28 protein-coding genes are annotated in these 24,915 nt (G+C 62.9%); 10 read left to right on the top strand and 18 right to left on the bottom strand.

Annotation, left to right across the window (positions count from 1 at the left end; all coding sequences use genetic code 11):
• Positions 1–69: 69 nt before the first annotated feature.
• From NKK47_RS07530 to NKK47_RS07490, 9 genes are all read right to left on the bottom strand, one after another.
• Positions 70–1,308 carry an MFS transporter gene (locus tag NKK47_RS07530; protein ID WP_352575897.1) on the bottom strand — a complete coding sequence of 413 codons (1,239 nt, stop codon included), beginning with the start codon at positions 1,306–1,308 and terminating at the stop codon, positions 70–72.
• On the bottom strand, positions 1,305–1,805 hold the full coding sequence (nusB, locus tag NKK47_RS07525) for a transcription antitermination factor NusB (protein WP_352456584.1): 501 nt from the start codon (positions 1,803–1,805) through the stop codon (positions 1,305–1,307). The genes NKK47_RS07530 and nusB overlap by 4 nt, the downstream gene beginning before the upstream one ends.
• On the bottom strand, positions 1,802–2,296 hold the full coding sequence (gene ribH / locus NKK47_RS07520) for a 6,7-dimethyl-8-ribityllumazine synthase (RefSeq protein WP_352449305.1): 495 nt from the start codon (positions 2,294–2,296) through the stop codon (positions 1,802–1,804). The genes nusB and ribH overlap by 4 nt, the downstream gene beginning before the upstream one ends.
• Before the next feature lie 130 nt (positions 2,297–2,426).
• Positions 2,427–3,044 (bottom strand): riboflavin synthase, encoded by a 618-nt coding sequence (locus NKK47_RS07515; protein WP_352456582.1) that lies wholly within the window; start codon positions 3,042–3,044, stop codon positions 2,427–2,429.
• Between the two features lie 30 nt (positions 3,045–3,074).
• Entirely contained in the window at positions 3,075–4,205 is a 1,131-nt protein-coding gene (ribD, locus tag NKK47_RS07510) for a bifunctional diaminohydroxyphosphoribosylaminopyrimidine deaminase/5-amino-6-(5-phosphoribosylamino)uracil reductase RibD (RefSeq protein ID WP_352575895.1), read from the bottom strand.
• Between the two features lie 2 nt (positions 4,206–4,207).
• A complete protein-coding gene (gene nrdR, locus NKK47_RS07505) occupies positions 4,208–4,717 on the bottom strand; it encodes a transcriptional regulator NrdR (RefSeq protein ID WP_352575893.1) in 510 nt (169 codons plus the stop codon).
• 152 nt (positions 4,718–4,869) lie between these two features.
• Positions 4,870–5,454, bottom strand: a complete 585-nt coding sequence (locus NKK47_RS07500; protein WP_352575891.1) for an invasion associated locus B family protein — start codon at positions 5,452–5,454, stop codon at positions 4,870–4,872.
• A gap of 72 nt (positions 5,455–5,526) precedes the next feature.
• On the bottom strand, positions 5,527–6,840 hold the full coding sequence (glyA, locus tag NKK47_RS07495; RefSeq protein ID WP_352575889.1) for a serine hydroxymethyltransferase: 1,314 nt from the start codon (positions 6,838–6,840) through the stop codon (positions 5,527–5,529).
• Between the two features lie 116 nt (positions 6,841–6,956).
• Complete coding sequence (locus tag NKK47_RS07490) at positions 6,957–8,603, bottom strand: Na+/H+ antiporter (protein WP_352575887.1); 1,647 nt, start codon at positions 8,601–8,603, stop codon at positions 6,957–6,959.
• Here NKK47_RS07490 and NKK47_RS07485 point away from each other — a divergent pair.
• The gene (locus NKK47_RS07485) at positions 8,598–8,735 is read left to right on the top strand and encodes a hypothetical protein (protein WP_156937265.1); all 138 of its coding nucleotides are present in this window, start codon (positions 8,598–8,600) and stop codon (positions 8,733–8,735) included. The genes NKK47_RS07490 and NKK47_RS07485 overlap by 6 nt on opposite strands.
• Here the strand turns inward: NKK47_RS07485 and NKK47_RS07480 are convergent.
• The 4 genes from NKK47_RS07480 to NKK47_RS07465 form a co-directional block, all read right to left on the bottom strand.
• Complete coding sequence (locus NKK47_RS07480) at positions 8,732–9,985, bottom strand: L,D-transpeptidase family protein (protein WP_352575885.1); 1,254 nt, start codon at positions 9,983–9,985, stop codon at positions 8,732–8,734. The genes NKK47_RS07485 and NKK47_RS07480 overlap by 4 nt on opposite strands.
• Before the next feature lie 338 nt (positions 9,986–10,323).
• Complete coding sequence (gene ldtR, locus NKK47_RS07475) at positions 10,324–10,839, bottom strand: transcriptional regulator LdtR (RefSeq protein ID WP_023674486.1); 516 nt, start codon at positions 10,837–10,839, stop codon at positions 10,324–10,326.
• Between the two features lie 202 nt (positions 10,840–11,041).
• Positions 11,042–11,464 (bottom strand): DUF6163 family protein, encoded by a 423-nt coding sequence (locus NKK47_RS07470; RefSeq protein WP_023674485.1) that lies wholly within the window; start codon positions 11,462–11,464, stop codon positions 11,042–11,044.
• Entirely contained in the window at positions 11,461–12,504 is a 1,044-nt protein-coding gene (locus NKK47_RS07465; protein WP_352575883.1) for an enoyl-CoA hydratase/isomerase family protein, read from the bottom strand. The genes NKK47_RS07470 and NKK47_RS07465 overlap by 4 nt, the downstream gene beginning before the upstream one ends.
• Positions 12,505–12,649: 145 nt before the next feature.
• Here NKK47_RS07465 and NKK47_RS07460 point away from each other — a divergent pair, with 145 nt between their 5' ends.
• The 3 genes from NKK47_RS07460 (at position 12,650) to NKK47_RS07450 (ending at position 15,636) form a co-directional block, all read left to right on the top strand.
• Positions 12,650–13,474 (top strand): DUF8605 domain-containing protein, encoded by an 825-nt coding sequence (locus NKK47_RS07460; RefSeq protein ID WP_352456574.1) that lies wholly within the window; start codon positions 12,650–12,652, stop codon positions 13,472–13,474.
• 87 nt (positions 13,475–13,561) lie between these two features.
• Positions 13,562–14,593: a porphobilinogen synthase gene (hemB, locus tag NKK47_RS07455; protein WP_023674482.1), complete on the top strand. Its 1,032-nt coding sequence runs from the start codon at positions 13,562–13,564 to the stop codon at positions 14,591–14,593.
• A gap of 395 nt (positions 14,594–14,988) precedes the next feature.
• Positions 14,989–15,636, top strand: a complete 648-nt coding sequence (locus NKK47_RS07450; protein ID WP_352575881.1) for a dihydrofolate reductase family protein — start codon at positions 14,989–14,991, stop codon at positions 15,634–15,636.
• 49 nt (positions 15,637–15,685) lie between these two features.
• Here the strand turns inward: NKK47_RS07450 and ppk2 are convergent, their stop codons facing one another.
• Complete coding sequence (ppk2, locus tag NKK47_RS07445) at positions 15,686–16,606, bottom strand: polyphosphate kinase 2 (RefSeq protein WP_352575879.1); 921 nt, start codon at positions 16,604–16,606, stop codon at positions 15,686–15,688.
• A 280-nt stretch (positions 16,607–16,886) separates the two neighbouring features.
• On the opposite strand from ppk2, the gene NKK47_RS07440 reads away from it, so the two are divergent.
• Together NKK47_RS07440 and NKK47_RS07435 are read left to right on the top strand one after the other, a co-directional pair.
• Positions 16,887–17,930: an aldo/keto reductase gene (locus NKK47_RS07440; protein ID WP_023674479.1), complete on the top strand. Its 1,044-nt coding sequence runs from the start codon at positions 16,887–16,889 to the stop codon at positions 17,928–17,930.
• 121 nt (positions 17,931–18,051) lie between these two features.
• Positions 18,052–18,210, top strand: coding sequence for a hypothetical protein (locus tag NKK47_RS07435; protein WP_023674478.1), 159 nt, complete (start codon positions 18,052–18,054; stop codon positions 18,208–18,210).
• Positions 18,211–18,261: 51 nt separating this feature from the next.
• On the opposite strand, the gene NKK47_RS07430 is transcribed toward NKK47_RS07435, so the two are convergent.
• The gene (locus tag NKK47_RS07430) at positions 18,262–18,519 is read right to left on the bottom strand and encodes a DUF982 domain-containing protein (RefSeq protein WP_023674477.1); all 258 of its coding nucleotides are present in this window, start codon (positions 18,517–18,519) and stop codon (positions 18,262–18,264) included.
• Between the two features lie 96 nt (positions 18,520–18,615).
• Positions 18,616–19,278 (bottom strand): GntR family transcriptional regulator, encoded by a 663-nt coding sequence (locus NKK47_RS07425; protein ID WP_023674476.1) that lies wholly within the window; start codon positions 19,276–19,278, stop codon positions 18,616–18,618.
• A 196-nt stretch (positions 19,279–19,474) separates the two neighbouring features.
• Between NKK47_RS07425 and NKK47_RS07420 the strand changes: the two genes are divergently transcribed.
• Positions 19,475–20,734: a multidrug efflux MFS transporter gene (locus NKK47_RS07420; RefSeq protein WP_352575877.1), complete on the top strand. Its 1,260-nt coding sequence runs from the start codon at positions 19,475–19,477 to the stop codon at positions 20,732–20,734.
• Between the two features lie 53 nt (positions 20,735–20,787).
• Positions 20,788–21,159, top strand: coding sequence for a DUF423 domain-containing protein (locus NKK47_RS07415; protein WP_023674474.1), 372 nt, complete (start codon positions 20,788–20,790; stop codon positions 21,157–21,159).
• 69 nt (positions 21,160–21,228) lie between these two features.
• Here NKK47_RS07415 and NKK47_RS07410 read toward each other — a convergent pair whose 3' ends face one another.
• Positions 21,229–21,372, bottom strand: coding sequence for a hypothetical protein (locus NKK47_RS07410; protein WP_023674473.1), 144 nt, complete (start codon positions 21,370–21,372; stop codon positions 21,229–21,231).
• A 371-nt stretch (positions 21,373–21,743) separates the two neighbouring features.
• Between NKK47_RS07410 and NKK47_RS07405 the strand changes: the two genes are divergently transcribed.
• Positions 21,744–22,823, top strand: coding sequence for a LacI family DNA-binding transcriptional regulator (locus tag NKK47_RS07405; RefSeq protein WP_352575875.1), 1,080 nt, complete (start codon positions 21,744–21,746; stop codon positions 22,821–22,823).
• A 22-nt stretch (positions 22,824–22,845) separates the two neighbouring features.
• Here NKK47_RS07405 and NKK47_RS07400 read toward each other — a convergent pair whose 3' ends face one another.
• Positions 22,846–24,021: an OpgC family protein gene (locus tag NKK47_RS07400; protein WP_352575873.1), complete on the bottom strand. Its 1,176-nt coding sequence runs from the start codon at positions 24,019–24,021 to the stop codon at positions 22,846–22,848.
• A gap of 215 nt (positions 24,022–24,236) precedes the next feature.
• Here NKK47_RS07400 and NKK47_RS07395 point away from each other — a divergent pair, with 215 nt between their 5' ends.
• Positions 24,237–24,893, top strand: coding sequence for an alpha/beta hydrolase (locus NKK47_RS07395; protein WP_023674469.1), 657 nt, complete (start codon positions 24,237–24,239; stop codon positions 24,891–24,893).
• The last annotated feature ends 22 nt before the right edge of the window (positions 24,894–24,915 follow it).

Below are 24,915 nucleotides of genomic sequence, written 5' to 3'. Positions count from 1 at the left end.
GGGGATGGGCGCAATAATTTTGTTCGGATGCGAGTGACTCCGCCGTTGCCTCGTCCCGACCGCGTGACGTCAGTTGGCCGCGCGCAAACCCGAGTTGGCCGCGCGCAAACCCGTCATCTTCAACACGCCCAGTGCCACGAAGCACAGCACGACGACCGGGAAAATCATCCAGTTCAACATCTCCCAGCCCCAGGCATTGTAGACCGCCCCCGACATCAGCGAGGCGAAGGCGACGGAGCCGAACAGGACGAAATCGTGAAAACCCTGGACCTTGCCTTTTTCGGATGACTGGTAGCTGTCGGCCACCATGGCGGTGGCACCGATGAAGCTGAAGTTCCAGCCAAGGCCGAGCAGGATCAGCGCCGTCCAGAACTGCCACAGTGCCAACCCTGACAGCGCCACTATGGCGCAGCCAATCAGCAGCACCAGGCCGATGGCCACGATCCGCTCCGCGCCGAAGCGATAGATCAGCGACCCCGTGAAGAAACTCGGCGCGAACATCGCCATCACATGCCAGGAAATGCCGAGCGTGGCGTCGTCGGTCGAAAGGCCGCAGCCGACCATGGCCAGCGGCGCGCCGGTCATGACGAAGCTCATCAGCGCGTAGCTGCCGATGGCGCAAAACAGCGCCGCGACGAAGCGTGGCCTGGTGACGATTTCCGAGAGCGGCCGGGCGTCGCTGTCGGCGATTTCCACCTTGTCGGTTGCCTTGGCCGGGATGCGCAACAAAGAGAGAATGGCGGCGCCGACCGCCGCCAGCACCAGGATGGACGCAAACGAGCCGGCAAACTTCACCGGCGAGAACAGGTCGCCGGTGAAGATGACGATCTGCGGTCCAAGGATGGCGGTGACGATGCCGCCGGCCAGCACGAAGGAGATGGCGCGCGCCTTGAATTCAGGCGGCGCATTATCGGCGGCGGCAAAGCGGAAATGCTGGACGAAGGCGCCCCCGATGCCGATCACGGCCAAGCCGAAAGCGAATAGCCAGAAGCTGGCATGAAACAGCGCCAGCGTGGCGACCAGCCCGCCAAGCGCCGTGACCGCTGTGCCGGTCATGAAGCCGTCGCGCTGGCCGAGCCGGCGGATGATCGCCGCGGCCGGCAGGGAACCGAGCGCCACGCCGACATTGAAACCGGTGATCGGCGCGGTTGCCAGCGACTTGTCAGCATCGAGCAGGTACTGCCCGGCCAATCCGCCCATGGAAATGGCGATGGGTGCGGCCGAGCCGATGATCGCCTGCGAGGCTGCGAGGATGAAGGCGGTGCGACGCGCTTCCTTGCCCGCCCCAACGGCGACGATAGCAGTCATGAGGCGTCCTTGCCGCGGCCCTCGCCACGCACCCGGCGCGACACGCGATCAAGCACCGCATTGACCAGTTTCGGCTCGTCTTCCTCGTAAAATGCCTTGGCGATGTCGACATATTCGGAGACGATGACCGCCACCGGCACGTCCTCGCGCTGCATCAGCTCGTAGACGCCGGCGCGCAATATGGCGCGCAATGTGGAATCGAGCCTCGACAGAGGCCAGTCCTCGGTCAGCGCCTGTCGGATGATCGGATCGATCGTCTTCTGGTGCTCGACGACGCCGGCAAGAATGGCGCGAAACCATTGAGCATCGGCTTCGCGATAGAGCGCGCCGTCGACTTCCTTGCCGAGCCTGAACGCCTCGTACTCGGCGGTGATCTCGAACACGCCGCTGCCGGCGACATCCATCTGGTAGAGCGCCTGCACGGCCGCCAGACGGGCAGCACCGCGCTTGTTGGCGTGGCGAACCGCAGGCTGGCCGGGCGAAGCGGGTTCGCTCACGTTCGCTCTCCCAGCTGTTCCTTTAGAGCGATCATGGTCAGCGCCGCACGCGCGGCAAAGCCGCCCTTGTCGCCTTCCGAACGCCTGGCCCGTGTCCAGGCCTGTTCGTCGTTTTCGGTGGTCAGGATGCCGTTGCCGATGCAGACCGCATCCTGCACGGACAGGTCCATCAGGGCACGGCTGGATTCATTGGCGACGATATCGAAATGATAGGTGTCGCCCCGGACCACCGTGCCGAGGGCGACGAAGCCGTCATAGTTCGTCCCGCCTTCGGAGGCACCGTCGAGCGCGAAGGAAATCACCGCCGGGATTTCGAGCGAGCCCGGAACGGTGACGACATCGTATGTCGCGCCCGCTTCCTCGAGGGCCTTTGTCGCGCCTTCGAGCAACGCGTCGGCAAGGTCGTCGTGAAAGCGCGCCTCGATGACAAGAAGGTGGGCCTTCTTCTTCGGACGGATGAACGCTTTGCCGTGTTGGGATGTGCCTGCCATAGATGTCTCCGGGGATCGCCGGTGACTTAGGCCGAAGCCGGTTTGATCGCAAGCGGAAGATTGCCGAAGGAACTTTCAAGGCCAACTCGGCGGCGGTCGCATCAGGGAATGAGCTTTATGGACGAGCGCCTCAAAGCCCCTCTTTAGCCGCCTCCACCAGTCGCGCCGCGTAGCGGGCCATGGTGTCGATCTCGAGATTGACGTGGTCGCCGACCTGCCGCTCGCCCCAGGTGGTGACGCTCAGCGAATGGTGGATCAACAGCACGTCGAAGCGGGTGCCTTCGACGTTGTTGACGGTCAGCGAAGTGCCGTCGAGCGCGACGGAGCCCTTGGGGGCGATGAATTTGGCCAGCTCTCGCGGTGCTTCCAGGGTGAAGCGAACGGCGTCGCCCTCTTCCTTGCGCGCCACGATCTCGGCCATGCCGTCTACATGGCCCGACACGATATGGCCGCCAAGCTCGTCGCCGATCTTCAGTGCCCGCTCAAGGTTGATTCGCGTGCCGGCCTTCCAGCCCATCGCCGTCGTCAGCCTGAGCGCTTCTTCCCAGGCCTCGACCTCGAACCAGCGTGCGTTGGCGCCATCTTCCGGCAATCCCGTTACCGTCAGGCAGACGCCGCCGCAGGAAATCGAGGCGCCGATGGCAATGGTCTGCGGATCGTAAGCGGTGTCGATACGCAAACCGACGCCTTCCCTGAGCGGCTTCACGGCAGCGACGGTGCCGACATCGGTGACGATTCCAGTGAACATTAGTTTGGCCCCGTGAACATCAGTTCGGTCCTAGATGTCTCTTATCCATTCCGCATATGTATCTTCGCCGAAACGCATGTTGCGCAATTTGCGAAATCCCGGCGGGATATTGTTGGCATCGATCGGCGATACAATGCCGCCCTCGCCGATCGCGTCCGGCCCCTGAAACAGCACGATACGATCGACCAGTTGTTCGTCGAGGAACGCCTTGGCCACCCTCGCGCCGCCCTCGACCAGGACGCTTGCCATGCCGAGCGCCGCCAGATCCTCGAGCAGTTCCGGCAGCGCAATATCGCCTTCATAGGTCTCAGTACCGATGAAGCGAACGCCGGCGCGTTCGAGCGCAGCGCGCCGGTGCGGATCGGCCTCGGCGCAGGCAGCGACATAGAGCGGCACATGGTCGACGCCGGCGACCAGTTTCGAAGTCTCGGGTAGCCTGATCTGACGGTCGAGTACGATGCGCGCCGGCGAACGGCTCTCCAGTCCCGGAAGCCGAACCGTCAGCGCCGGATCGTCCTCCAGTGCCGTGCCGATGCCGATCAATATGCCATCGGCTTCGGCGCGCATCAGATAGACTTCGCGTCGGGCGATATCGCCGGTGATGGAGACCTGTCCCTCGCCTTTCACGCCGATCTTGTTGTCGCTCGAAAGCGCAAGTTTCAGGATCACTTCCGGGCGTTTTTTCAGAGATCGAATTAAATAGCCGGCCATCTGCTCCGCGGCCTCGGCCGCCAACACTTTTTCCACCACTTCGACGCCGGCGGCACGCAAGATTGCATAGCCCTTGCCGGAAACACGCGGGTCCGGATCGCTGGCAGCGCCGACCACACGCGCCACGCCGGCACTGACCAGCGCATTGGCGCAAGGCGGCGTGCGGCCGTGATGGGCGCAGGGCTCCAGCGTTGCATAGGCGGTGGCGCCGCGCGCCAGTTCGCCGGCCTCTGCCAAAGCCTCGGTCTCGGCATGCGGCCGGCCGCCGACGGCGGTGACGCCGCTGCCGACGATCATCGGCCCGTCGCCGTCATCGCGCACGATCAGCGTGCCGACGGAAGGGTTGGTCGAGGTCCGCCCGGCATTCTTGCGCGACAGCCTGAGGGCTGCCGCTATATAGCGGCGATCGAGGACCTCTTGCTCAGCCGTGCTGCGTTCGGACCCTGCCATGCTCAGCTGGCGTCCTCGTCGCTCTTCAGCTCTTCGCCCCTGGGCTCGTCGGTTTTGAGCTCGTCGCCTTTGAGTTCGCCCAACACGTCGTGGAAATCCTTGGCCTCGCGGAAATTGCGGTAGACGGAGGCAAAGCGCACATAGGCGACATCATCGAGCGACTTAAGCGCCTCCATGACCAGCCGGCCGACTTCCCCCGAGGCCACCTCGGTCTCGCCCGAGCTTTCGAGCTGGCGCACGATGCCGGTCACCGCCCGGTCGATACGTTCCGGGTCGACATTGCGCTTGCGGACGGCAATCTCGACAGAGCGCAGCAACTTGTCGCGGTCGAACGGCACCTTGCGTCCAGACTTCTTCACCACGACGAGATCGCGCAATTGGACGCGCTCGAAAGTGGTGAAACGGCCGCCGCAATCCGGGCAGACGCGCCGCCTGCGGATCGCTGCACCGTCTTCGGCAGGGCGCGAATCCTTCACCTGCGTATCTTCGGACTGACAGTAGGGACAGCGCATGGAGAGCCTTCGGTTCGCGATTCTCGTAGTGCGAACGGCTTAGAGGTTTTTGCCACGATGGCAAAGTATGGCCGATGACCGATCGCGCCTCAGAGATAGCGAGGCGCGAGGAAAATTGCGAGAGCGGCAATCAGTTGACAGCGGTCCGCCAATCAGGGCGCGACGTCGCCGGTCGGGAAGCCGCAAGACGTGCCGAGATAGCGATAGGCCTTGGTGAAGCCGTCCATCGATATGGTCGCGACCGGCTTGTCGGCGAAGCTGACATCGAGGGCGCTGGTGCGGCGCATGGCGCGCAGTACCGCGAGCGTGGTCTCGGACTTGTTGTCTATCATCCACTGTCCGTCGGCGATAACATGAAAACCGGCCTTGATCTTGTCGTTGACGTCGCGGAACACCGCCGGGATGTTGTCCCCCTTGGGCAAGTCACTGTTTCTCACGGCGATGATGAGGCTCGGATAGCCCGCGGGTGGCAGTACGTCGCCATTCGAGATGGCCAGCGTGAGGGTGCCGCTGGTGCCGTTTGCGTCGAAAAAGACCGTCGAGGCGGCGCAGGTCTTGCGCACATCCTTACCGGTGTTGACCTCGTCCATCGTGGTGGACCACCTGCCGAAGGTCTCTGTCTTGGGTGTTGCCGGGGTCGGCTCGGTCTGCGCCAAGGCTGCGCCGAGTAGCGGCGAGGTGGCTAAGGTGAGCAAGGCAGCGCCAACACCGGCGAAACGGAAAATTCGCATCATCATCAAGCGTCTCCGAGATGCAGCCGTGCGCCCAGTTGATCGGCGCCGTCACAGTTGGGGGAACGACGCCCTGCGTCAACCAAGATACGGGTAAAGCGGAAAACGATCCGTCAATGCCGCCACCTTGGCCTTCACGGTTGCCTCGACGGCCGCATTGCCCTCGTCGGAATTGGCGACCTTCAGTCCATCCAGCACTTCGGCGATCAGCTTGCCGATCTCGCGGAACTCGGCCTGACCGAAGCCGCGCGTGGTGCCGGCCGGCGTGCCGAGCCGAACGCCCGATGTCACGAAAGGCTTTTCCGGATCGAAGGGGATGCCGTTCTTGTTGCAGGTGATGTTGGCGCGGCCAAGGGCAGCCTCGGCGCGCTTGCCGGTGGCGTTCTTGGGACGCAGGTCGACCAACATCAGATGGTTGTCGGTGCCGCCGGAGACGATGTCGAGACCGGTTTCCTGCAGACTGGAGGCCAGCGCCTTGGCATTGGCGACGACGCTCTCCGCATAGATCTTGAAGCTCGGCTTCAGCGCCTCGCCCAGAGCCACCGCCTTGGCGGCGATCACATGCATCAGCGGTCCACCCTGCAGGCCGGGGAAGACGGCCGAATTCATCTTTTTGGCAATATCCTCGTCGTTGCAAAGGATCATGCCGCCGCGAGGCCCGCGCAGCGATTTGTGCGTCGTGGTGGTGACCACATGGGCATGCGGCAGCGGCGACGGATGCATGCCGCCGGCGACCAGGCCGGCGATGTGGGCCATGTCGACCATCAGATAGGCGCCGATCGAATCGGCGATCTCGCGAAAACGCTTCCAGTCCCAGACACGTGAATAGGCTGTGCCGCCGGCCAGGATCAATTTCGGCCTGGTCTCATGGGCGGCCTTCTCGATCGAGTCCATGTCGAGCAGATGATCGTCCCGGCGCACGCCATAGGAGACGACCTTGAACCATTTGCCGCTCATATTGACCGGCGAGCCATGCGTCAGGTGTCCGCCGGAATTGAGGTCGAGGCCCATGAAGGTGTCGCCGGGCTGCAGCAGCGCCAGGAACACCGCCTGGTTCATCTGGCTGCCGGAATTCGGCTGGACGTTGGCGAAGTTGCAGCCGAACAGCTTTTTCGCGCGTTCGATGGCCAGTTTCTCGGCGACATCGACGAATTGGCAGCCGCCATAGTAGCGCTTGCCCGGATAGCCCTCGGCATATTTGTTGGTCATGATCGACCCCTGTGCCTCGAGCACGGCACGCGAGACGATATTTTCCGAGGCAATCAGCTCGATCTCGTGGCGCTGGCGGCCGAGTTCGTTGCGGATTGCGCCGAAAATCTCGGGGTCGGCATCGGCAAGCGTGGTTTCGAAAAAGGATTCGAATTTGTTCGACACTGCCGCTGCTGTTGCCATGGGCTGAAATCCTCAAGGTTCGGGGTCTGTCGCGCCATTAACACAGTTGCTTTCGGCCCGCCACGTTTGCAGCGCGAAATTTGCTGGCCGGATTGCGCCAGAGAGACTGGCAGCCTCTATTTCCTTGCCTGCCGGCCCTTCAGCAGGGCCTCGGTGAGCGTGATCTCGGTGAACAGCGCCTGCATCGTATGGTCGTTAATCTGGCCGCTGCGAAACATTGCGCGAACCGCTGCGCGTTCGGCCTCAATGCCCGCCAGCCTCAATTCGAGCTCCAGCCGTCCGGCCTCGCGGGCCTCGGCGCGCGCCTCGTCGGCCTCGTCGGAGGCAGCGATGCGGCGACGGTAGCCGGCGACGATGCTGTCGGCGGCGGCAAGCCGGGCGCCGGATATTTCCCCTTCATCGCCGTCGGTCGCGCCGGCCATGCTCTCGATGCGGGCGATGGCGGCCTTGGCCGCGCCCACGCGCGCAAGACGCTCCTCGGCAGCGCCAGGATCCTCGCCCGGCTCGACCAGCCCCCGTGCCACCTTGGGCAAGGCAAGGCTGGCAATGAGCAATGAGCAGATGATGACGCCTGCGGCGAGGAAGATCACCACGTCGCGCGCCGGAAAGGGCGAACCATTCGGCATGGTGAGCGGCAGCGACAGGATGCCGGCCAGCGTGATGGCGCCGCGCACGCCGGCAACAGAGCCGGCGATCCGGACGCGCAGCCCGAACGGCTCGGCCTTCTGCTCGCGTAATCGCGCCGAGACGCGCGTCGCGATGTCGCCGACCCAGATCCACAGGAAGCGCAGCCCGATCAGGCATAGTGTCAGCGCGACCACCGTGGCGATTGGCTGGATGACCGGATAGCGGCTGCCGAGCTCAGGCGGCACGTTGCCGATGATTTCGGGAAGCTGCAACCCGAGCAGGATGAACAGCGCGCCGTTGAAGACGAGGGATAGCGTCGTCCACAGCGATACGGTCTGTATGCGCGCCGAGACGCCGAGAAAGCGGAAAATCCCGGAGCCGCCGGTGAGCACTCCGGCCGTGACCGCCGCCAGAATGCCCGAGGCGCCGACATTCTCGGCGCCGAGATAGGCGATGAACGGCAGCAGGACCATGACCAGCACCTGCGCCTCGGCCGGCACGCCGCCGATACGGTTCAGCAATTGCAGCACCTTGGCGGCGACGAACAAGGCAGCCACGCCGGCCAGGATGCCGGCAGCGACGGCATAGAGGAAAGTCACGGACGCCGCGACGAAGGAGAAGCTGCCGGTCAAGGCAGCTGCCACCGCAAAGCGGAACATCACGAGGCCCGACGCATCGTTGAGCAGCGCCTCGCCCTCCAGGATGTGCATCAGCCGGGCCGGGACCAGGCTCTTGTCGACGATCGAGGAGACGGCCACCGCATCCGTCGGGGACAGCACCGCAGCAAGTGCGAAAGCGACGACGAGCGGGATGCTCGGGACAAGCCAGTGCAAAGCGTAGCCGAAGCCGACAATGGTGAAGAAGACCAGCCCGATGGCGAGGTCGAGGATCGGCCCGCGCAGCGCGATCAGTTCGCGCTTGGGCGCACCATAGGCGTCGCTGAACAGCAGCGGTGGGATGAACACCAGCAGGAACAGCTCGGGATCGATCTCGACATGCATGCCGCGCACCGGCCAGGCGAGCGCTGCACCGATGGCGATCTGCAGTACCGGCAGCGGCACCCGCACCAGCCGGACCAGTGCGCCCGAAACGGCGACGAAGATGAGCACGACCAGAATGAACATTGCGACATGCATGATGCGATTTCCGAATACGGCGCCGCGCGTTCTTTTGCCGGCGATCAGTCCAGCAAAGCTTGCCGCGAAAGACTCGGCAACGAAAAAGGCCGCCCTTCCGGCGGCCTTTTGCAAATGAACTCAGCTGCTTAGAGCGCGGATGTGATCTGCAGCTCGTTGGCTCCGTCGAGGCCGTAAATGTCGTCACGGAACTGGACCACGCCCGGCCCTGTCGACCAGGCCGAGACGTAGAGAAAATAAACCGGCACCGGATTGGTGACCTGCACCGGCGTGTTCTCCGCGGTCTTGATCGCCGCCTCGAAATGCTGGCGATCCCAGCCCGGTGTGTCGCGCAGAATCCAGGTGACGAGGTCGCGCACGTTCTGAACCCGCACGCAGCCAGAGGAATCGAAGCGCATCAGCTTGCCGAACAGGCTCTGCTGCGGCGTGTCGTGCATGTAGACGCCGTCCGGGCTGGGGAAATTGATCTTGACCGAGGCCATCGCGTTGCCGGAACCGGGATCCTGGCGGAAGCGGTATTTGGCGGCATCGTCGGTCGACCAGTCGACCGTCATTGGGTCGACCTCGCTGCCGTCCGGCGCAAACAGGCGGATATGGCTATCCTTGAGATAGTTGGGGTCCTTCCGCATCAGCGGAATGATATCCTTGCGCACGATCGAGACCGGCGCGTTCCAGTACGGATTGACGATGATTTCGTTGATCTTGGAATTGACGATCGGCGTCTGGCGATCGATCTTGCCGACGATTGCGGTGTGGCGCAGCACAACGCGGTCGTTCTCGACCGCCTCGATCTGCGCCGCCGGGATGTCGACCAGAACATAGCGGTTGCCAAGCGTTCCGGCCCGCTCACGCAGCCGTTGCAGATTGGTCTGCAGCTGACCAAGCCGAACCGGCGCCGACACGTTCATTGCCGCGAAAGTATATTTGCCCGTGGTTCCGTCGGCCGGCAAGCCGTGACGCAACTGGAAGCGCTTGAGCGCCGAGTCGACGTAAGAATCGAACGCTTCCGAGAGCCCGGCGCTCTGCGCCAGATCGCCCGATATCATCAAGCGCCTGCGCAGCGGCACCACATCGGGATCCTCGACGCCAAGCTGCAGCTTCTTGGTGTCTGGAACCTGCTCCCAGCCGCCTTGCGCGACGATATTCTGATACTGCATGATCGCCTGCTCGGTGAAGGACACCGTCTGCAGGCTGAAGATCGGCAGCGTCGAGGCAACCTTGCCGCCTTCGCTGGCACGCGCATCGAATTGGTCGTCCCAATTGCCGCGCGCCGAGGATTTCAGGATATCCCCGATCACATCCTGCGCACTGGCGCGGCCGGCGACCATTGCGGCTGCGAGCGCGGAGGCTCCTGAAAGGAAGAAACGGCGGCTGGTTCTCATGGACGTTCCAGACATTCTTGCTACAATTCAACCCACCGGGCGGTCTCGCCCGCACTCTAGAGTTGGCTTCTTAACAATTAGCCAACCATGGCCCACATCACTTCGGTGTAAAACCACAGGGGAAGTGACTTGAGCACAGGACAAATGCACGGCTTTGGCCCCAGCATCACCCGCATCTTCGGTTCCATTGGAATATGGCGGCAACGTGGCTGTTGCTCGAATTTGGATCGGCCGGCCTGACGAAACGGCAAGACCGGTGCTTTTCGGCACCGGCCTTTGGTTTGTGCCGCGGCAGCATTTCCGTAGTCCAGCTTCAGATCTTGATGCGGCGGATGCGATTACATCCGGTAGGCGATGGTATCGTTCCAGAACCGATCCAGGCGCTGCAGGGCGCGGTTCATCTGCTTGAACTCTTCCGTGTTGATGCCGCCAACCTGCTCGATCGAACCGACATGGCGCTCGTAGAGGCCGGCGACGACTTCCGCCACCTCATTGCCCTTCGGCGTCAGCGAAACCCGCACCGAACGGCGGTCGATGCGCGAGCGCTGGTGGTTGATGAAGCCGAGATCGACCAGCTTCTTCAGATTGTAGGAGACATTCGAGCCGAGATAATAGCCGCGCGAGCGCAGTTCGCCGGCGGTCAGCTCCGAATTGCCGATGTTGAACAGGAGCAGCGCCTGGATGGCGTTGATGTCGGAGCGACCGTTGCGGTCGAATTCGTCCTTGATCACGTCAAGCAGACGGCGATGCAGCCGCTCGACCAGCTGCAGCGATTCCATGTACAGCGAACGGATCGCCTCGCGGCGGTCATCGGATACGTTGGCGGTCTTCGCCGCCGGACGCGAATTGATCATTGTCTTTGCCTCTCGTTTGTCGCCCGGTGATTTTTTGTTCGTCACCTTGATCGCGACACTATCGAATACTCATAAAATTCGACTTAAACGCCAAGGCTAACAAGAGCTTACCGGTAAGGGGTTTCGAAAGAGGCTTAACGGACGGTCACCCGAGCAAGGATAATTAACCTAAAGATTTAGCCAACGATCCTGGCCGGAATTGCTATCGCCGGGGTTGCCGCTTCTGGATCCAGATCACCACGCGGAACACTATGTAGAGCAGCGCCACCGCAAGGTGCGAGGCGACGATCAGCGGCCGGTGGCCGAACAGCTCGGGGAAGCCGGCATACATGACGCACTCGGTCACCGCGCAGATGAACCAGATCACCGGCCCCCAGGACGCCAGCATCCAGAGGCCGGCGGCAGCGAACGGAAAAAACACCGCCAGCACCACCGCCGCCACCTGCCAGTGCACCGGCATCAGGTCGAAGCGCCACAACGGGCCGGGGTAAAAGCCGATCAGCCGGATCCAGTACAAGATGCCGAACAGCAGACAGTAGCCGGCGATGACGCGCTGGAACCAGGCGAAGATGACCTCGATCGTCGAGGGCTGCAGCACCACGCGTCTCGAGGCGACCTCGCTCACAGCTTCAGTTCCCGTTCGCCGAGCGGTGCGAAATAGGCGTCGACGTTGGCGGCGCTGACGTCATCGATGCCTGCCGGCCGCCATTGCGGCGTCGAGCCTTTATCGATGATGGCGGCGCGGATACCTTCATAGAAGTCGTGCCCGGCAAGCATGCGGTTGAGGATACGGAACTCCATTTTCATGCACTCGTCCATCGACAACGTCTGCCCGGCGCTAATCTGGCGCCATGCAACATGCAGGCTGGTCGGTGAACGTGTGCGGATGGTGGCCAGCGTCTTTGCCGCGAACTCGTCGGCAGCGGCTGCCCGCTCCAGACTGGCGACGATATCGGCCAGCGACGGCTGCGCGAAATGCCGGGCGATGGCTTTCAGCGTCGGCCTGTCGGTCTCGCGCCTGGCCGGGACGAAGCAGCCGCGCAGCACCGATTCCGGGTCGCCGCTTTCCGCCAGACGGTCGAGGAAGCCGGCCTGGTCCTCCGCCTTGATCGTATGGGTGGCGAGGCCCGACCACAAAGCATCGCCATAGCGGATGCGGTTGCCGGTCAGCGCCAGATACATGCCGAAGCTGCCGCCGAGATCCGGCAACAGATGGCTGGCGCCGACATCCGGGAAAAAGCCGATGCCGACCTCGGGCATGGCAAACTGGGCGTTCTCGGTCAGCACTCGCTGCGAGCCATGGAAGGAGATACCTACGCCGCCGCCCATGACGATGCCGTCGATCACCGCGACATAGGGTTTCTTGAAGCGGGCGATGCGGGCATTCAGCCGGTATTCATCGGCGAAGAAATCGACCGGAGGCCTTCCTGCGCGGCCGGCTTCGTAGATGTGGAGGATGTCGCCGCCCGCCGAAAATGCCCTGCCCTCGGCCTTGACGACGACAACGTCGACGCCGTCGTCGCGCTCCCAACTGCGCAGCGCCTTGTCCAGCGCCTTGACCATGCGGTGGGTTACGGCATTGAGCGCCTGCGGCCGCGTCAGCGTGACGACGCCGGCCCTGCCCAATCTTTCGAAGCGAATCTCGTCGCCTCCGCCAAAATCCATCGCCAGAGAATCCCTCCCCGCGCCCGCCGGGAGTGAAGTGCTAAAGCGTGGCGCATGGCCGCGTCAATGGCGGCGGCCAATCCGCTGCATGGTCGTCGGCGTCACCCAGTGCTAATGCTGGCGCTTTGAACCGGAAGGTTGAACCATGCCTTGGTTGCCGCGCCTTGCTGTTGTGGTGGTCGGCCTGATCGCTGCGAACACTCCTCCCGTATCGGCCGAAACCGTCGACGAACTCTATCAATCGCAGACCATCGTCACCGGCCAGGGCGAGGTCAACAGGCAGATCGGTTTCAAGGCCTGCCTCGATGCGGTGCTGGTTCGTGTGTCCGGCGATCAGCGGCTGCCGAAGAGAACTGAGATGGCGGCGCTGCGCGACAAGGCCGGCAGCTTCGTTGCCGAATTCCGCTATCGCGACCGTCTCGAAGGCATTCCGGTCCATGACGAACAGGGCACCCATGACCGGCCGCACGATCTCACTTGTCTGTACAGGCCTGACGTTATCGATCCGGTGCTTGCCACGCTCGGCAGCAAACCATGGCGTGGCGAGCGGCCACGCCTGGTAATTTTCCTGGCGGCGGAGCAAGGCACAAGGCAGTTCGTGCTGACCGCCGACGATGAGCGCGGGGCGGCGATGCGCGAATCGTTCGTCAATGCCACCGGTCCGCTGGTCATGCGGATTGTGTTTCCCGAAGCGTCGCTGCTGTCGGCCTCGAAGCTTAACGACCAGGCCCTGCGCCATGCCGATATCACGACGCTGGACCAGCTTGCCAGGAAGGCCGGAGCCGACCAGGCGCTCGCCGGCAGTATCGTCTGGAGCGACAAGGAACTGGGCTGGATAGCCGACTGGCGGCTTGCCTTGAATGGCAAGAGCTACAATTGGCAAGTGCGCGGCGTCAGCTTCGACGAGGCATTCCGCGTCGCCATGCGGGGTGCTGCGCAGATCCTGTCGGGCAATGGCCAACCAGAATAGCGCCCGACAGGACCGCTGGCGCAATCGTGTCGCATTGGTCAGCAGCGGAGGCTCGTGGTAAAAGCCGCCCGATCCGGAGTTTTTGCGATGAACAAATTCACCCCTGCAAAGCCTGCCGGCGCGCGCAGCGTCGACGAGATCACCGGCAGCCGGCGGCTGCGGCGCATGCGCAAGGCCGATTGGTCGCGCCGCCTTGTCCAGGAGAACCGGCTGTCGGTCGACGATCTGATATGGCCGATCTTCGTCGTCGACGGCAGACAAGTGCGCGAACCGATCGTCGCCATGCCCGGCGTGTTCCGCCTGTCGCTAGACCTCGCCGTCAAGGAGGCTGAGCGCGCGGCCAAGCTTGGTATTCCGGCGATCGCCACTTTCCCCAATGTGGAGCTCGGCCTGCGCGATCAGACCGGTTCGCATATCCTCGATCCGGAAAACATCATCAACCGTGCCACCCGCGCCATCAAGCACGCGGTGCCGGAGATCGGCATCATCACCGACGCCGCGCTTGACCCTTTCACCTCCCATGGCCATGACGGCATCTTGCGCGAGGGCATTATCGTCAATGATGAAACGGTGGAGCAGGTGACGGCGGCGGCAGTCATCCAGGCGGCGGCGGGGGCCGACATCATTGCCCCCTCGGACATGATGGACGGCCGGATCGGTGCCATCCGCGATGCGCTCGACGCCAATGGATTTCAGGATGTGGCGATCATGTCCTATGCGACCAAGTTCGCATCCGCCTTTTACGGCCCCTATCGTGAGGCGGTCGGCACCGCCGGCCTGCTCAAGGGCGACAAGAAGACCTATTACATCGACCACGCCAATTCCGACGAAGCGGTGCGCGAGGCCGAGCAGGATCTCGCCGAGGGCGCCGACATGCTGATGGTCAAGCCCGGCCTGCCCTATCTCGACATCATCCGGCGGCTGAAGGACGAGTTGCAGATGCCGACCTTCGCCTATCAGGTCTCGGGCGAATATTCGATGATCAAGGCCGCCGCCGCCAATGGCTGGATCGATGGCGAAAAGGCGATGCTGGAATCGCTGCTCGCCTTCAAGCGCGCCGGCTGCGACGGGATTCTCACCTACTTTGCGCCCGAAGTGGCGGCGATGCTCAAGGGGTGATGCGCCTTTGTAGCGTCTGCATCGAGCAGTGTTCGTTCGTCCAAAGCGCGACATGGAACGCCGCAGGACATCGCTTCAAGTTTACGCTGCCCCTCGTTGCCCTGCCGGGCATTTCTCCCCGTAAAGTGGCAGGGAGAAAGACGCGTTCGTAAAAGATTTCACCAATCTCCAGCGTTGCAAAAACATCGACGTTGCGGCCAGCCCCTTCTCCCCGTCACTATACAGGGAGAAGCTGCCGGCAGGCGGATGACAGGCGGCGCCGACATTGAGATTGGTTATTCCAACATGGAAGCGATTGCCCCGCCGGCGATTCAAAATACCGCTTGCAAAATGCAATCAGTTAAGCTACCCCGATAACTGCTTGCATCTCACAATTGGTTATCGAGGAGGCTCTCATGTCCAAACTTCGCGTCAGCGCTTTCACCTTGTCGATCGACGGCTTCGGCGCCGGTCCCGACCAAGGCCTGAAGAACCCGCTGGGTGTTGGCGGGGAAGCCCTGCACGAATGGATGTTCGGCACCCGCACCTTCCGCAAGATGGTCCTCGGCAAGGATGGCGGGACCACGGACACTGACGAGGCGTTCGCGGCACGCAGCTTCGAAAATGTCGGCGCATGGATCCTCGGCCGCAACATGTTTGGGCCGATCCGCGGCGAATGGCCGGATGACAGCTGGAAAGGCTGGTGGGGTGACAACCCACCCTACCACGTGCCGGTCTTCGTGCTCACGCACCATGCGCGTGATCCCATTGTCATGGAGGGCGGCACGACTTTCTATTTCGTGACCGACGGCATCCACTCAGCGCTGCAAAAGGCGAAAGCAGTGGCTGACGGCAAGGATGTACGGCTGGGCGGTGGCGTTTCTACGATCCGGCAATATCTCAAGGAAAAGCTCATCGACGAAATGCATCTGGCGATCTCACCGGTCCTGCTAGGCGCCGGCGAGAGCCTTTTTGCCGGCATCGACATGCCCAAGCTCGGCTATCGCTGCAGCGAGCAGGTCGCGACGCCGAAGGCCACGCATGTCATCATCGAGCGCACCTAGCTTGTTGCAGGGCGCCGCCATGGAGGCGCCGCCCTCCTCGCCGCTTTAGTCAGTACTTCTCCGGCACATACAGTTCGCGCGGCAGTACCTGGCGCTCGTATTCGGGATTGAAGACGCGCTCCGGCAGTGTGATCTCTTCGTGCGGCACCTCCTCATAGGGCATCTGCTTGAGGAGATGGTCGATGCAGTTCAGCCGTGCCCGCTTCTTGTCGTTGCCCTCGACGATGAACCACGGGGCTTCCGGGATATTGGTGCGGGCGAACGTTTCTTCCTTGGCCTTGGTGTACTGCTCCCAGCGCACGCGCGACTGGAGGTCCATCGGCGACAGTTTCCATTGCTTCATCGGGTCATGGATGCGCATCAAAAAGCGCATCTGCTGCTCCTCGTCCGTGATCGAAAACCAGTATTTGACAAGCGTAATGCCTGAGCGGACCAGCATGCGTTCGAAATCCGGAACGTCGCGGAAGAACTCCTCGACCTGATCCGGCTGGGCAAAGCCCATTACCCGCTCGACGCCCGAGCGGTTGTACCAGGAGCGGTCGAACAGCACGATCTCGCCGCCGGCCGGCAGATGCGGAACGTAGCGCTGGAAATACCATTGCGACTTCTCGCGCTCGGTCGGCGCCGGAAGTGCTGCGACGCGGCAGATGCGCGGATTAAGCCTCTGGGTGATGCGCTTGATAACACCACCCTTGCCCGCCGAGTCGCGGCCCTCGAAGACCACGACGAGCTTCTTCTTGTGATAGGCGACCCAGGATTGTAGCTTGATCAATTCGGATTGCAGCGTGATGAGATTGCGAAAATACTGCAGGCGGTCGATCGATGGCGGATGCGCATTCTTGTAGATCTTGGCGATCTCCATCGACAGCGCCGGCTCCGAGATTTCCAGCTCATAATCTTCGTCGAGCGTGTCGGCGAGTTCCGCCTCCAGCCAGTCCCTGGCCGGGGAATTCTGTTTTATCTCGGTCATTTGCGCTGCTCCGCTTACAGGCCTTGCCGGCCGCTGTCAGGCGCTCTGCCGCCCGGCCCGGCGGCCGGAAATCGAAGCGCTGGACCGATGTTAGTATAGGCCGGCAATGACGGTTTTATTGCAGCCACTACTGCGCTGGCTGTGCGTTCAATCCGCAAGATGTGATCGAGCTTGCCCTGCGAGGCGGGCGACAAGCGGAACGAATTGTCCTACAAATGCCCGGTTCACTGAGGGGCTGTCGTTTGCAACGCCCTTTCCCGATAAATCGTGAGGATACGACATGGAATACCGCACTCTCGGCCGTTCCGGGCTGAAGGTTTCGACCCTGACCATGGGCACCATGACATTCGGCGGCGGCGGCGCGTTTTCGGCGGTTGGCAAGACCGACCTCGACGAGGCGCGTCGGATGATCGACCTTTGCATCGATGCCGGCGTCAATGTCATCGACACCGCCAACGTCTATTCGAACGGGGTGTCGGAAGAGATCATCGGCGAGGCGCTCGGCGGCAAGCGCAAGGGCGACGTGCTGATCGCCTCCAAGGCGCGCATGCGGATCGGCAAGGGCCCCAACGATGAAGGCTTGTCGCGCTACCATTTGGTCCGCGAATGCGAAAGGAGCCTTAAGCGGCTCAGGACGGATGTCATCGACATCTATTTCCTGCACGAGTGGGATGGCCTGACACCGCTCGAGGAAACCATCGCCGCGCTCGACACGCTGGTCGCGCAGGGCAAGGTCCGCTATGTCGGCTGTTCCAATTATTCCGGCTGGCAGGTGATGAAGGGGCTTGGCATCAGCGATCATCATCACCAGCCGCGCTTCGTCACCCAGCAGATCCACTACACGCTGGAAGCGCGCGAGGCCGAGTATGAATTGTTGCCGATCTCGGTCGACCAGGGGCTCGGCGTGCTGGTCTGGAGCCCGCTTGCCGGCGGGTTGCTGTCCGGCAAATACCACCGTGACCAGCCGACCGCCCGCCAGCTCAGCGGCTGGTCGGAACCGCCGATCCGCGACGAGGACCGGCTGTGGCGGATCGTCGACGTGCTGATCGATATCGGCAAGAACCACGGCGTGTCGGCGGCGCAGGTGGCGCTTGCCTGGCTGCTCGGCCGGCCCGCTGTCAGTTCGCTGGTGATCGGCGGACGAACCGAAGCGCATTTCAAAGACAATATCGCCGCTGCAAGCCTGGTGCTTGGCGATGAGGAGCGCACACGCCTCGATGCGGTCAGCAGGCCGCCCGTGCTCTATCCCTACTGGCACCAGCAGTTCACCGCAAAGGACCGGTTCGGTCCGGCCGATCTCGTCCTCGACCGCGACGGCGCCTGAAAAACAGCCTGAAGCCAGGCTCCCGGACTACGCCGAGATATGGAGCCGATCGTGCCTTGCGGTGTTGTGTTTGCGGTCCAATGCTCCTAGGCAAAGGCCAAGCACAATGAAAGGAAACGATATGGCACGAGCACCGAACTACGGTCAGGAACGCAAGGAACGCGACCGGCAGAAGGCCGCCAAGAAGGCGGAAAAGCAGGCTGCCAAGGTCGCAGCCAAGGAGCGATCGAAGCCCGAGGGCGAGAGAGAGTCCCAAACCAAAACCGAAACGGCCGAGTGATGACGCCCGGCCTGTCAGGCGGTCCGCGCCTCGGTCAAATCCCGCTATGCCTCAGGCGGGCGCCTTGTCGCTGACGAAGACGTTCACTTCACGAGCGGCGGCAATGAAGGCCCGTCTTGCGTTCATGGCCGGCTTGTCGCCGGCCAGCGCATCATGACAGGCTTGCAACGCTTCGCGGTGCTTGGGGCTGCGCTTGCCGGGCCAATTGTTGAGGAGGTAGTCGGAAGCCTCGCGGGCCGTACGCAAGAGCTGATTGCTTCCCGCCGCGCCCTTGACGGTCACGGGTGTGTCAAATCGGTTGTTTTCCATCGCTGCTCTTACGCCATCGGCATTTGCGAAGCGAGACCGAAAGTAGCATTCTTCGCTCATCTGCTCTTTTCGTGATCAATGGCAGCCGATCCTCACTCAAGCGACGACCGCAAATCCCCGGGCGCGCAGGCCGCGCCGGTCGTTGCGCAGCGAGGTCACCAGCCGGTCGCGGCTGCCGATGATATGGGCCGAAAGCAGGCGGGCGGCGCTATCGGCATCGCCGGCCCGCACCGCCGACAGAATGGCATGGTGTTCGGCCCAGGCACGGCCAAGCGCTGCCTCGTCGCGAACCTCGAGCCAGCGGGCGCGCGACAGGCGCGTCATCGCATCGCGAACCGCTCTGAACAGGAACTCGTTGCCGGATAGACGTGCCAGCTCGATATGAAAATCCCTGCCGACGCGATGCCATTCCTCGCGCGGCGTCTTGTCGTCGCAAGAATCGAGCATCGCCTCGATGATTTCGACGGCACTTCTGTCCTGCAAGGTGCAAGTTAGTCTGAGTGCCGCGACCTCGACCGCCTCGCGATAGACGGCGATCTGCTCGAGTTCAGCAAGATTGATGGGCGAGACCGTCCAGCCGCGGCCGTCGCGGCAGATCAGGCCTTCAGTCTCGAGCCGCAGCAATGCCGCCCTGACCGGCGTGCGCGATGCGCCGAAGCGGCTTTCGACCCAGCGCTCCGTCAGCCGCTCGCCGGGACCGATCTCGAGCCCGAGGATCATCTCGCGAAGCTGCTTTTCGACGTTCTGCATCTGCGACATTGGCGTTCCGTTCAGGTCATTTGTTCCGGCAATCGGATCACTGGCCGGCGTTGGCCGATCACGCCGGCCTTTGTCGATCATGTTGAGAGGCCCGCATTGACAGCGACGGGGCTTGCGTTCATGACAGATACCAGCTTGGTATCCCAAATTGGTATCCGTAGCAAGTTTCATGCAAGCTGGCCGGACAGGACATGACATGCCGCAAGACGCCGCCCTCGCCATGCAAGGCACGCACAACGTCCACTGGCGCCGCAATCTCGCCGTGTGTTTTGCCGGCTCGTTCAGCACGCTTGTAGCGATGACGCTGCTGTTGCCCTTCCTGCCGCTTTACGTCGAGCAGCTGGGCGCCGAGGGCCATGCGGCGATCGTGCAGTGGTCGGGCATCGCCTACGGCGCCACCTTCCTTGCTGCCGCGCTGGTCGCGCCCCTGTGGGGGCGGCTAGGCGACCGCTACGGCCGCAAACTGATGCTGGTGCGAGCCAGTTTCGGCATGGCGCTGTGTATGTCGCTGACCGGCATGGTGCAGACCGTCTGGCAATTGGTGCTCTTGCGCCTGCTGATCGGCTTTGCCGGCGGCTATTCTTCGGGCTCGACCATCCTGGTTGCCATGCAGACGCCGAAGGATCGCTCCGGCTGGGCGCTGGGCGTGCTGTCGGCCGGAATCACGGCCGGTGCCCTGGTCGGTCCGCTGCTTGGCGGCGCGCTGCCGCCGCTGATTGGCATCCGCGCCACATTCCTGCTCGCCGGCGGCGTCATTTTCCTGGCTTTTCTGGCAACCACCTTGCTGATCAAGGAGGCCCCTCGCCCGGTTGCCGCCAAGGCCGCGTCAGAAGAAAAAGTGAAAGACGGCTGGTCGCAGATTCCCGACAAGCGCCCCGTCGTCGCCATGCTGGCGACCGGCATGCTGTTGAGTTTCGCCACCATGTCGATCGAGCCGATCATCACCGTCTATGTCCAGCAGCTCATCGAAGATCAGAGCCAGGTCACGCTGGTCTCCGGCATCGTCATGTCCGCGGCAGCGCTCGGCGCCATCCTGTCGGCGTCGCGGCTCGGCAAGCTCGCCGACCGTATCGGCCACTGGAACGTCATCGTTGCCGCACTCGCCGTCTCGGCACTGCTGCTGATCCCGCAGGCCTTCGTTACCCAGGGCTGGCAACTCGTCGGCCTGCGTTTCCTGATGGGCCTGGCGCTTGGCGGTCTTTTGCCCTGCATCATCAGCGTCATCCGCCACAATGTGCCCGACGGGGTCGGCGGCAACGTACTGGGCTTGTCGATCTCGGCGCAATATGTCGGGCAGGTCGCCGGACCGTTGCTCGGCGGCTTCGCCGGCGGCCATTTCGGTATGCGCTCGGTGTTTCTCGGCACATCCATTCTGATGGCGGGCGGAGCGGCCTATAACTGGCTGGTCCAGTCGCGCCGCGAACGCGACATGCTGGCGGAAGCCGGCAAATCCTGACACGGTTCGCGGCACTATCTCAGGCGGTCGCCAGGAATCACGGAGGCGTGGAAATGAGCACGGATGAACACGCGGCAGGCGGCCGCATTCTGGTTCTTGCCGGCGGCCTATGCGGCGCAACCGGCGTGGCGCTTTCGGCGGCGGCGGCACATCTCGGCGGCGCTTTCGTCGGTACGGCCGCATCCTTCCTGCTCTTGCATGCGCCGGTCTTCCTTACCGTCGGGCTGCTCGGTGGCAATAGCATCCTGCGAACCGGAAGCCTCATCCTTCTCGTCGGGCTTCTGCTATTCTCGGGAGATCTTTTGGCCCGCGACTTCCTTGGCTCGCGGCTGTTCCCGATGTCGGCGCCGATCGGCGGCACGTTGCTCATCGGCGGCTGGCTGATGATGGCCGCCTCGGCGCTGGTGCGCCCGCGCCGCCATTGATGCGGCAACCAATGGCGGCCGCTGCTCCTTCGCCAGCCGCCCTCGATCCACGAGCTCTGTCTTGCCAGCTCAGTCTCGCGGACGTTCGGGCCGGACTTGGCCATCGCTGTTGGTCGTCTTGACTACACGCCGCCGCTCCGGCCGTTCGGTGGCCGGCGAGATGCCCCAATAATTGCGATAGATGTCTTCGAACAGATGCTTGATCGGGTGCATGGCTTAATCTCCTCTAGTTTTTTGAATCGATCCAATCAGCGGGCACAAAAATAGGCCACCGATCAGCTCCGCTTGCGTCCTACGAGGAAACCCAGGTCGCGAATCCACGGACCGGTCCTGTCTCGCCGCTTCCGGGCCTCCGCGCTCGAACGGATGCTCCAGTCGTTCCGGTAAATGTCCTCGAACAGATAATTGACGGGGTGCATGGCGCTCTCCTCTTGTATCGATCCAATCTGGGGACGAAAAACGCTCTTGGATCGATTCAAAGAATACGCATCGCACCACAAATGTCAAGCAAAAATTTGAATCGATCCAACGAAGGTGTTAGGTAGTCGGCGATACTGTTGGACCGGAGTCCCGGAGACAAACAAATGGCATCACTCACCGAAGGCAGGAGGCCCATCCGGCTGGCGGACATCGCCAAAGCCGCGGGCGTATCACACGGCACCGCCTCCAATGTCTTCAGCCGTCCCGAAATCGTGCGTGAGGAAGTCCGCGAGCGCGTCAAGGCGGCGGCCGAGGCGCTGGGCTACGCCGGCCCCGATCCAAAGGGCCGCCTGCTGCGCGCCGGCAAGGTCAATGCGATCGGCGTCGCCACAACCGAGCCGCTGTCCTATTTCTTCGACGACCCCTTTGCGCGCGTGATGATGGCCGGCATCTCGGAGGCATGCGACGCCGCCGGCGCGGGAATAGCCCTCGTGTCGGCCGGCAACGAGGAAAAACTTGCCTGGAATATCCAGAGCGCCCTGGTCGACGGCTTCATCCTGTTCTGCATCGAGGGCGGTCCGCGCCTCGTCGAGCTGACGCGCGAACGCAAGCTCCCCTTCGTCGCGCTCGAGCTCGGCTCGCAGGACGCCACGGTCTCCGCGATCGGCGTCGACAATGTTGCCGGCGGCCGGCTCGCGGCGCGCCATCTGGCGGAACTTGGACATCGCCGCTTCGCCGTGCTGTCGCTGGCCTTCGCCGACGACAGCACCGGACTTGTCTCGCCCGAGCAGGTCCGGACCGCAGTCTATACAGGAACCCGTGACCGCCTCCTCGGCTATCTCGAAGAGCTTTCCCGGTTCGGCGTCGATACCGCCAAGGTGCCGGTCTACGAGACTGAAAACGATGAGGCCAGCACAAAGGCCGGCCTCGAAACCCTCTTCGCCTCGGCAGAACCGCCGACCGCCATCCTGGCGATGTCGGACCGGGTCGCGATGGAAGCATTGGAATGGCTCAGCGCGCGGGGCATTGCGGTTCCTCGCGATGTTTCCGTCGTCGGCTTCGACGGCGTGCCTGAAGCCGCAATTTGCGAGCCTCCGCTCACCACCGTCGCCCAGCCGATCGCCGAGATCGGCCGCCGGGCAGCGCGAAGAATCCTCGACTTCGACGGCACGGTGCGGCGAGAAACGCTCGATGTCGAACTTGTCGTCAGGGCATCTTCCGGACCGCCGCCAAGTACAGGCTGACTGGGCAGATCGGCTCCAAATCTTATCTATTGGCCGCCATGGGACCGATGCCAAAGGATGGACGGACAGGCGGCGCCTCGTTGCGGACCGGCTTGCCCTTGCCGGACCAGCCGATGGCGGACAGCCATTCCAGATAGAAGGCGAGCGCGAACTGCATGGCGATGCCGGCGGCGAGCAGCAGGCTGTCATAGGCAAAGCCGCCCGGGTTGACCAGCTTCATCACCTGCGCCGCCATGGCAATCACCGTGCCGGCAATGAAAACCGGCAGCGAGCGTTTGCCCAATATGGCGAGCGGATTGTCACGAGCGGTGCGGAACAGGTTCGAGACGACAGGCAAGGCGACGACCAGATAGCTCATCGCCAGGATGTGCAGCAGCCGCGGCAACGACAGGAACGTCTTGTCGAAACCGGTCAGCACCACCGGCAGGTCGAGCCATGACACATGCCCCCACAGGGGGCTGTGCACCCAGACGAGCGCCGTCAGCACATAGGCGGCCGCCGCGCCGACCAGCCAGCGATTGACCGGGATGGTGCCGCCGCGCCGCACATGCAACACGCTGGCCATGCCGATATTGAACAGCAATTGCCATGACAGCGGATTGAGGAACCAGAAACCGGGCTCCGGGTAGTTCGGCGGCGCGATCTGGTAGATTCCGGCGATCAGCCAAAGGGCTGCGGATACGGCAAGCGCCGCCAGCGGCCTGTAGCTGATGAACAGCAGGAAGGCCGGCGCCATCAACAGCAGGGCCGCATAGACCGGCAGTATGTTGTTGTAACCGAGCTGATGGCCGAGCGTGACGATGCCGACCAGGACTTGTGGCGGGTTCCTGACGAGCGGCTCGATGTTGATCAGCGTCAGAAGATCCGGCCGTTTCGCAAACACCGCCGCCGCGCAGAAGATAGCCATGACCACCATCGTCGTGACGATGTGGGTGACATAGAGCACACCGGCGCGGCGCCACATTTTCAGTGTTGCAATCAGCCGGTTTCCCGGCTGGAACTTAGTGCCGTAGGCGAGAGCGACGGACATGCCGGAGATCAGCACGAAGGCCTCGGCCGCATCCGAAAACCCGAAATTCTTGTAGGTCAGGGTTTCGAAAACGGTGCCAGGCACGTGGTCGACGAATATGGTCAGGAGGGCGAGAGCCCGGAACACATCAATACGCGTATCGCGTTCCGGCGAAACTGGCATGGTCATCGATAAAAGGCCTTAAAGCTGGTTGTTCATGCCCGGCATGCGATCCCTCGGGCGACCACCCGGCGCACACTGCTTCGATCCCCCCGCGGGGATTATATCGGCAAAGAAACGGACTGAAATGCGCCCGGTTCAATCAACTTTCGCGGAGCTTGAAAATATTCCGTTTTGAAGCCGGCAAATTAACGAAAGTAACGCGGAATCAAAAGGATGTGACTATGGCCGAGCAAAGCCTCGAAGACGGTATTTTGCAGGAGAATTCAGGCTTTTTCTACCGGCTCCATCGATCCGCCAATTTACCCGGTGACTGGCTGTTCCTGTTGCATGGATCGGGTGTCGACGAGACGACCTTGCTGCCGCTTGGTCGGCAAATCGCGCCGCATGCGGCGCTGGTTACGGTCCGTGGCCGCATCCCTCAGGAGGACGGTTTCCGCTGGTTCACGCGAATCACCCCGACGCGATTCGAGCAGGCAAGTATCCGCGCGGAGGCAGATGCGTTTGCAAGCTTCGTCGCCGGCGTCGCGAAGCGCCACAGCCTCGATCTCCGCCGCGCGACCTTTCTCGGCTATTCGAACGGCGCCAATCTGGTTTCAAGCGTCATGCCGCTGCATCCGGGCCTCATCGAGCGCGCTGCATTGCTGCGCCCCATGCCGGTGCTCGACGAGGTGCCGCCGGCCGACCTGTCGAAGGCGCGGGCTCTGATCGTCGCCGGCGCCGCCGACCTGACCTACGCGCCTTTCGCCCCCGTGTTGGCCGCTCTACTGAGCTCGCATGGCGCCAAGGTCGAGACCCACACCATTGCCTCCGGCCATGAAATCGGCGACGCGGATGCTGAAATCGTCAGGCAGTGGCTGGCGGGGTCAGGCAACCGCTGAACGAGCGGATTGAGCGCACGCA

Source organism: Mesorhizobium sp. M0019, from assembly GCF_040323975.1.
Taxonomy (GTDB): domain Bacteria; phylum Pseudomonadota; class Alphaproteobacteria; order Rhizobiales; family Rhizobiaceae; genus Mesorhizobium.
This window is presented reverse-complemented; position numbering and strand designations above follow the sequence as displayed.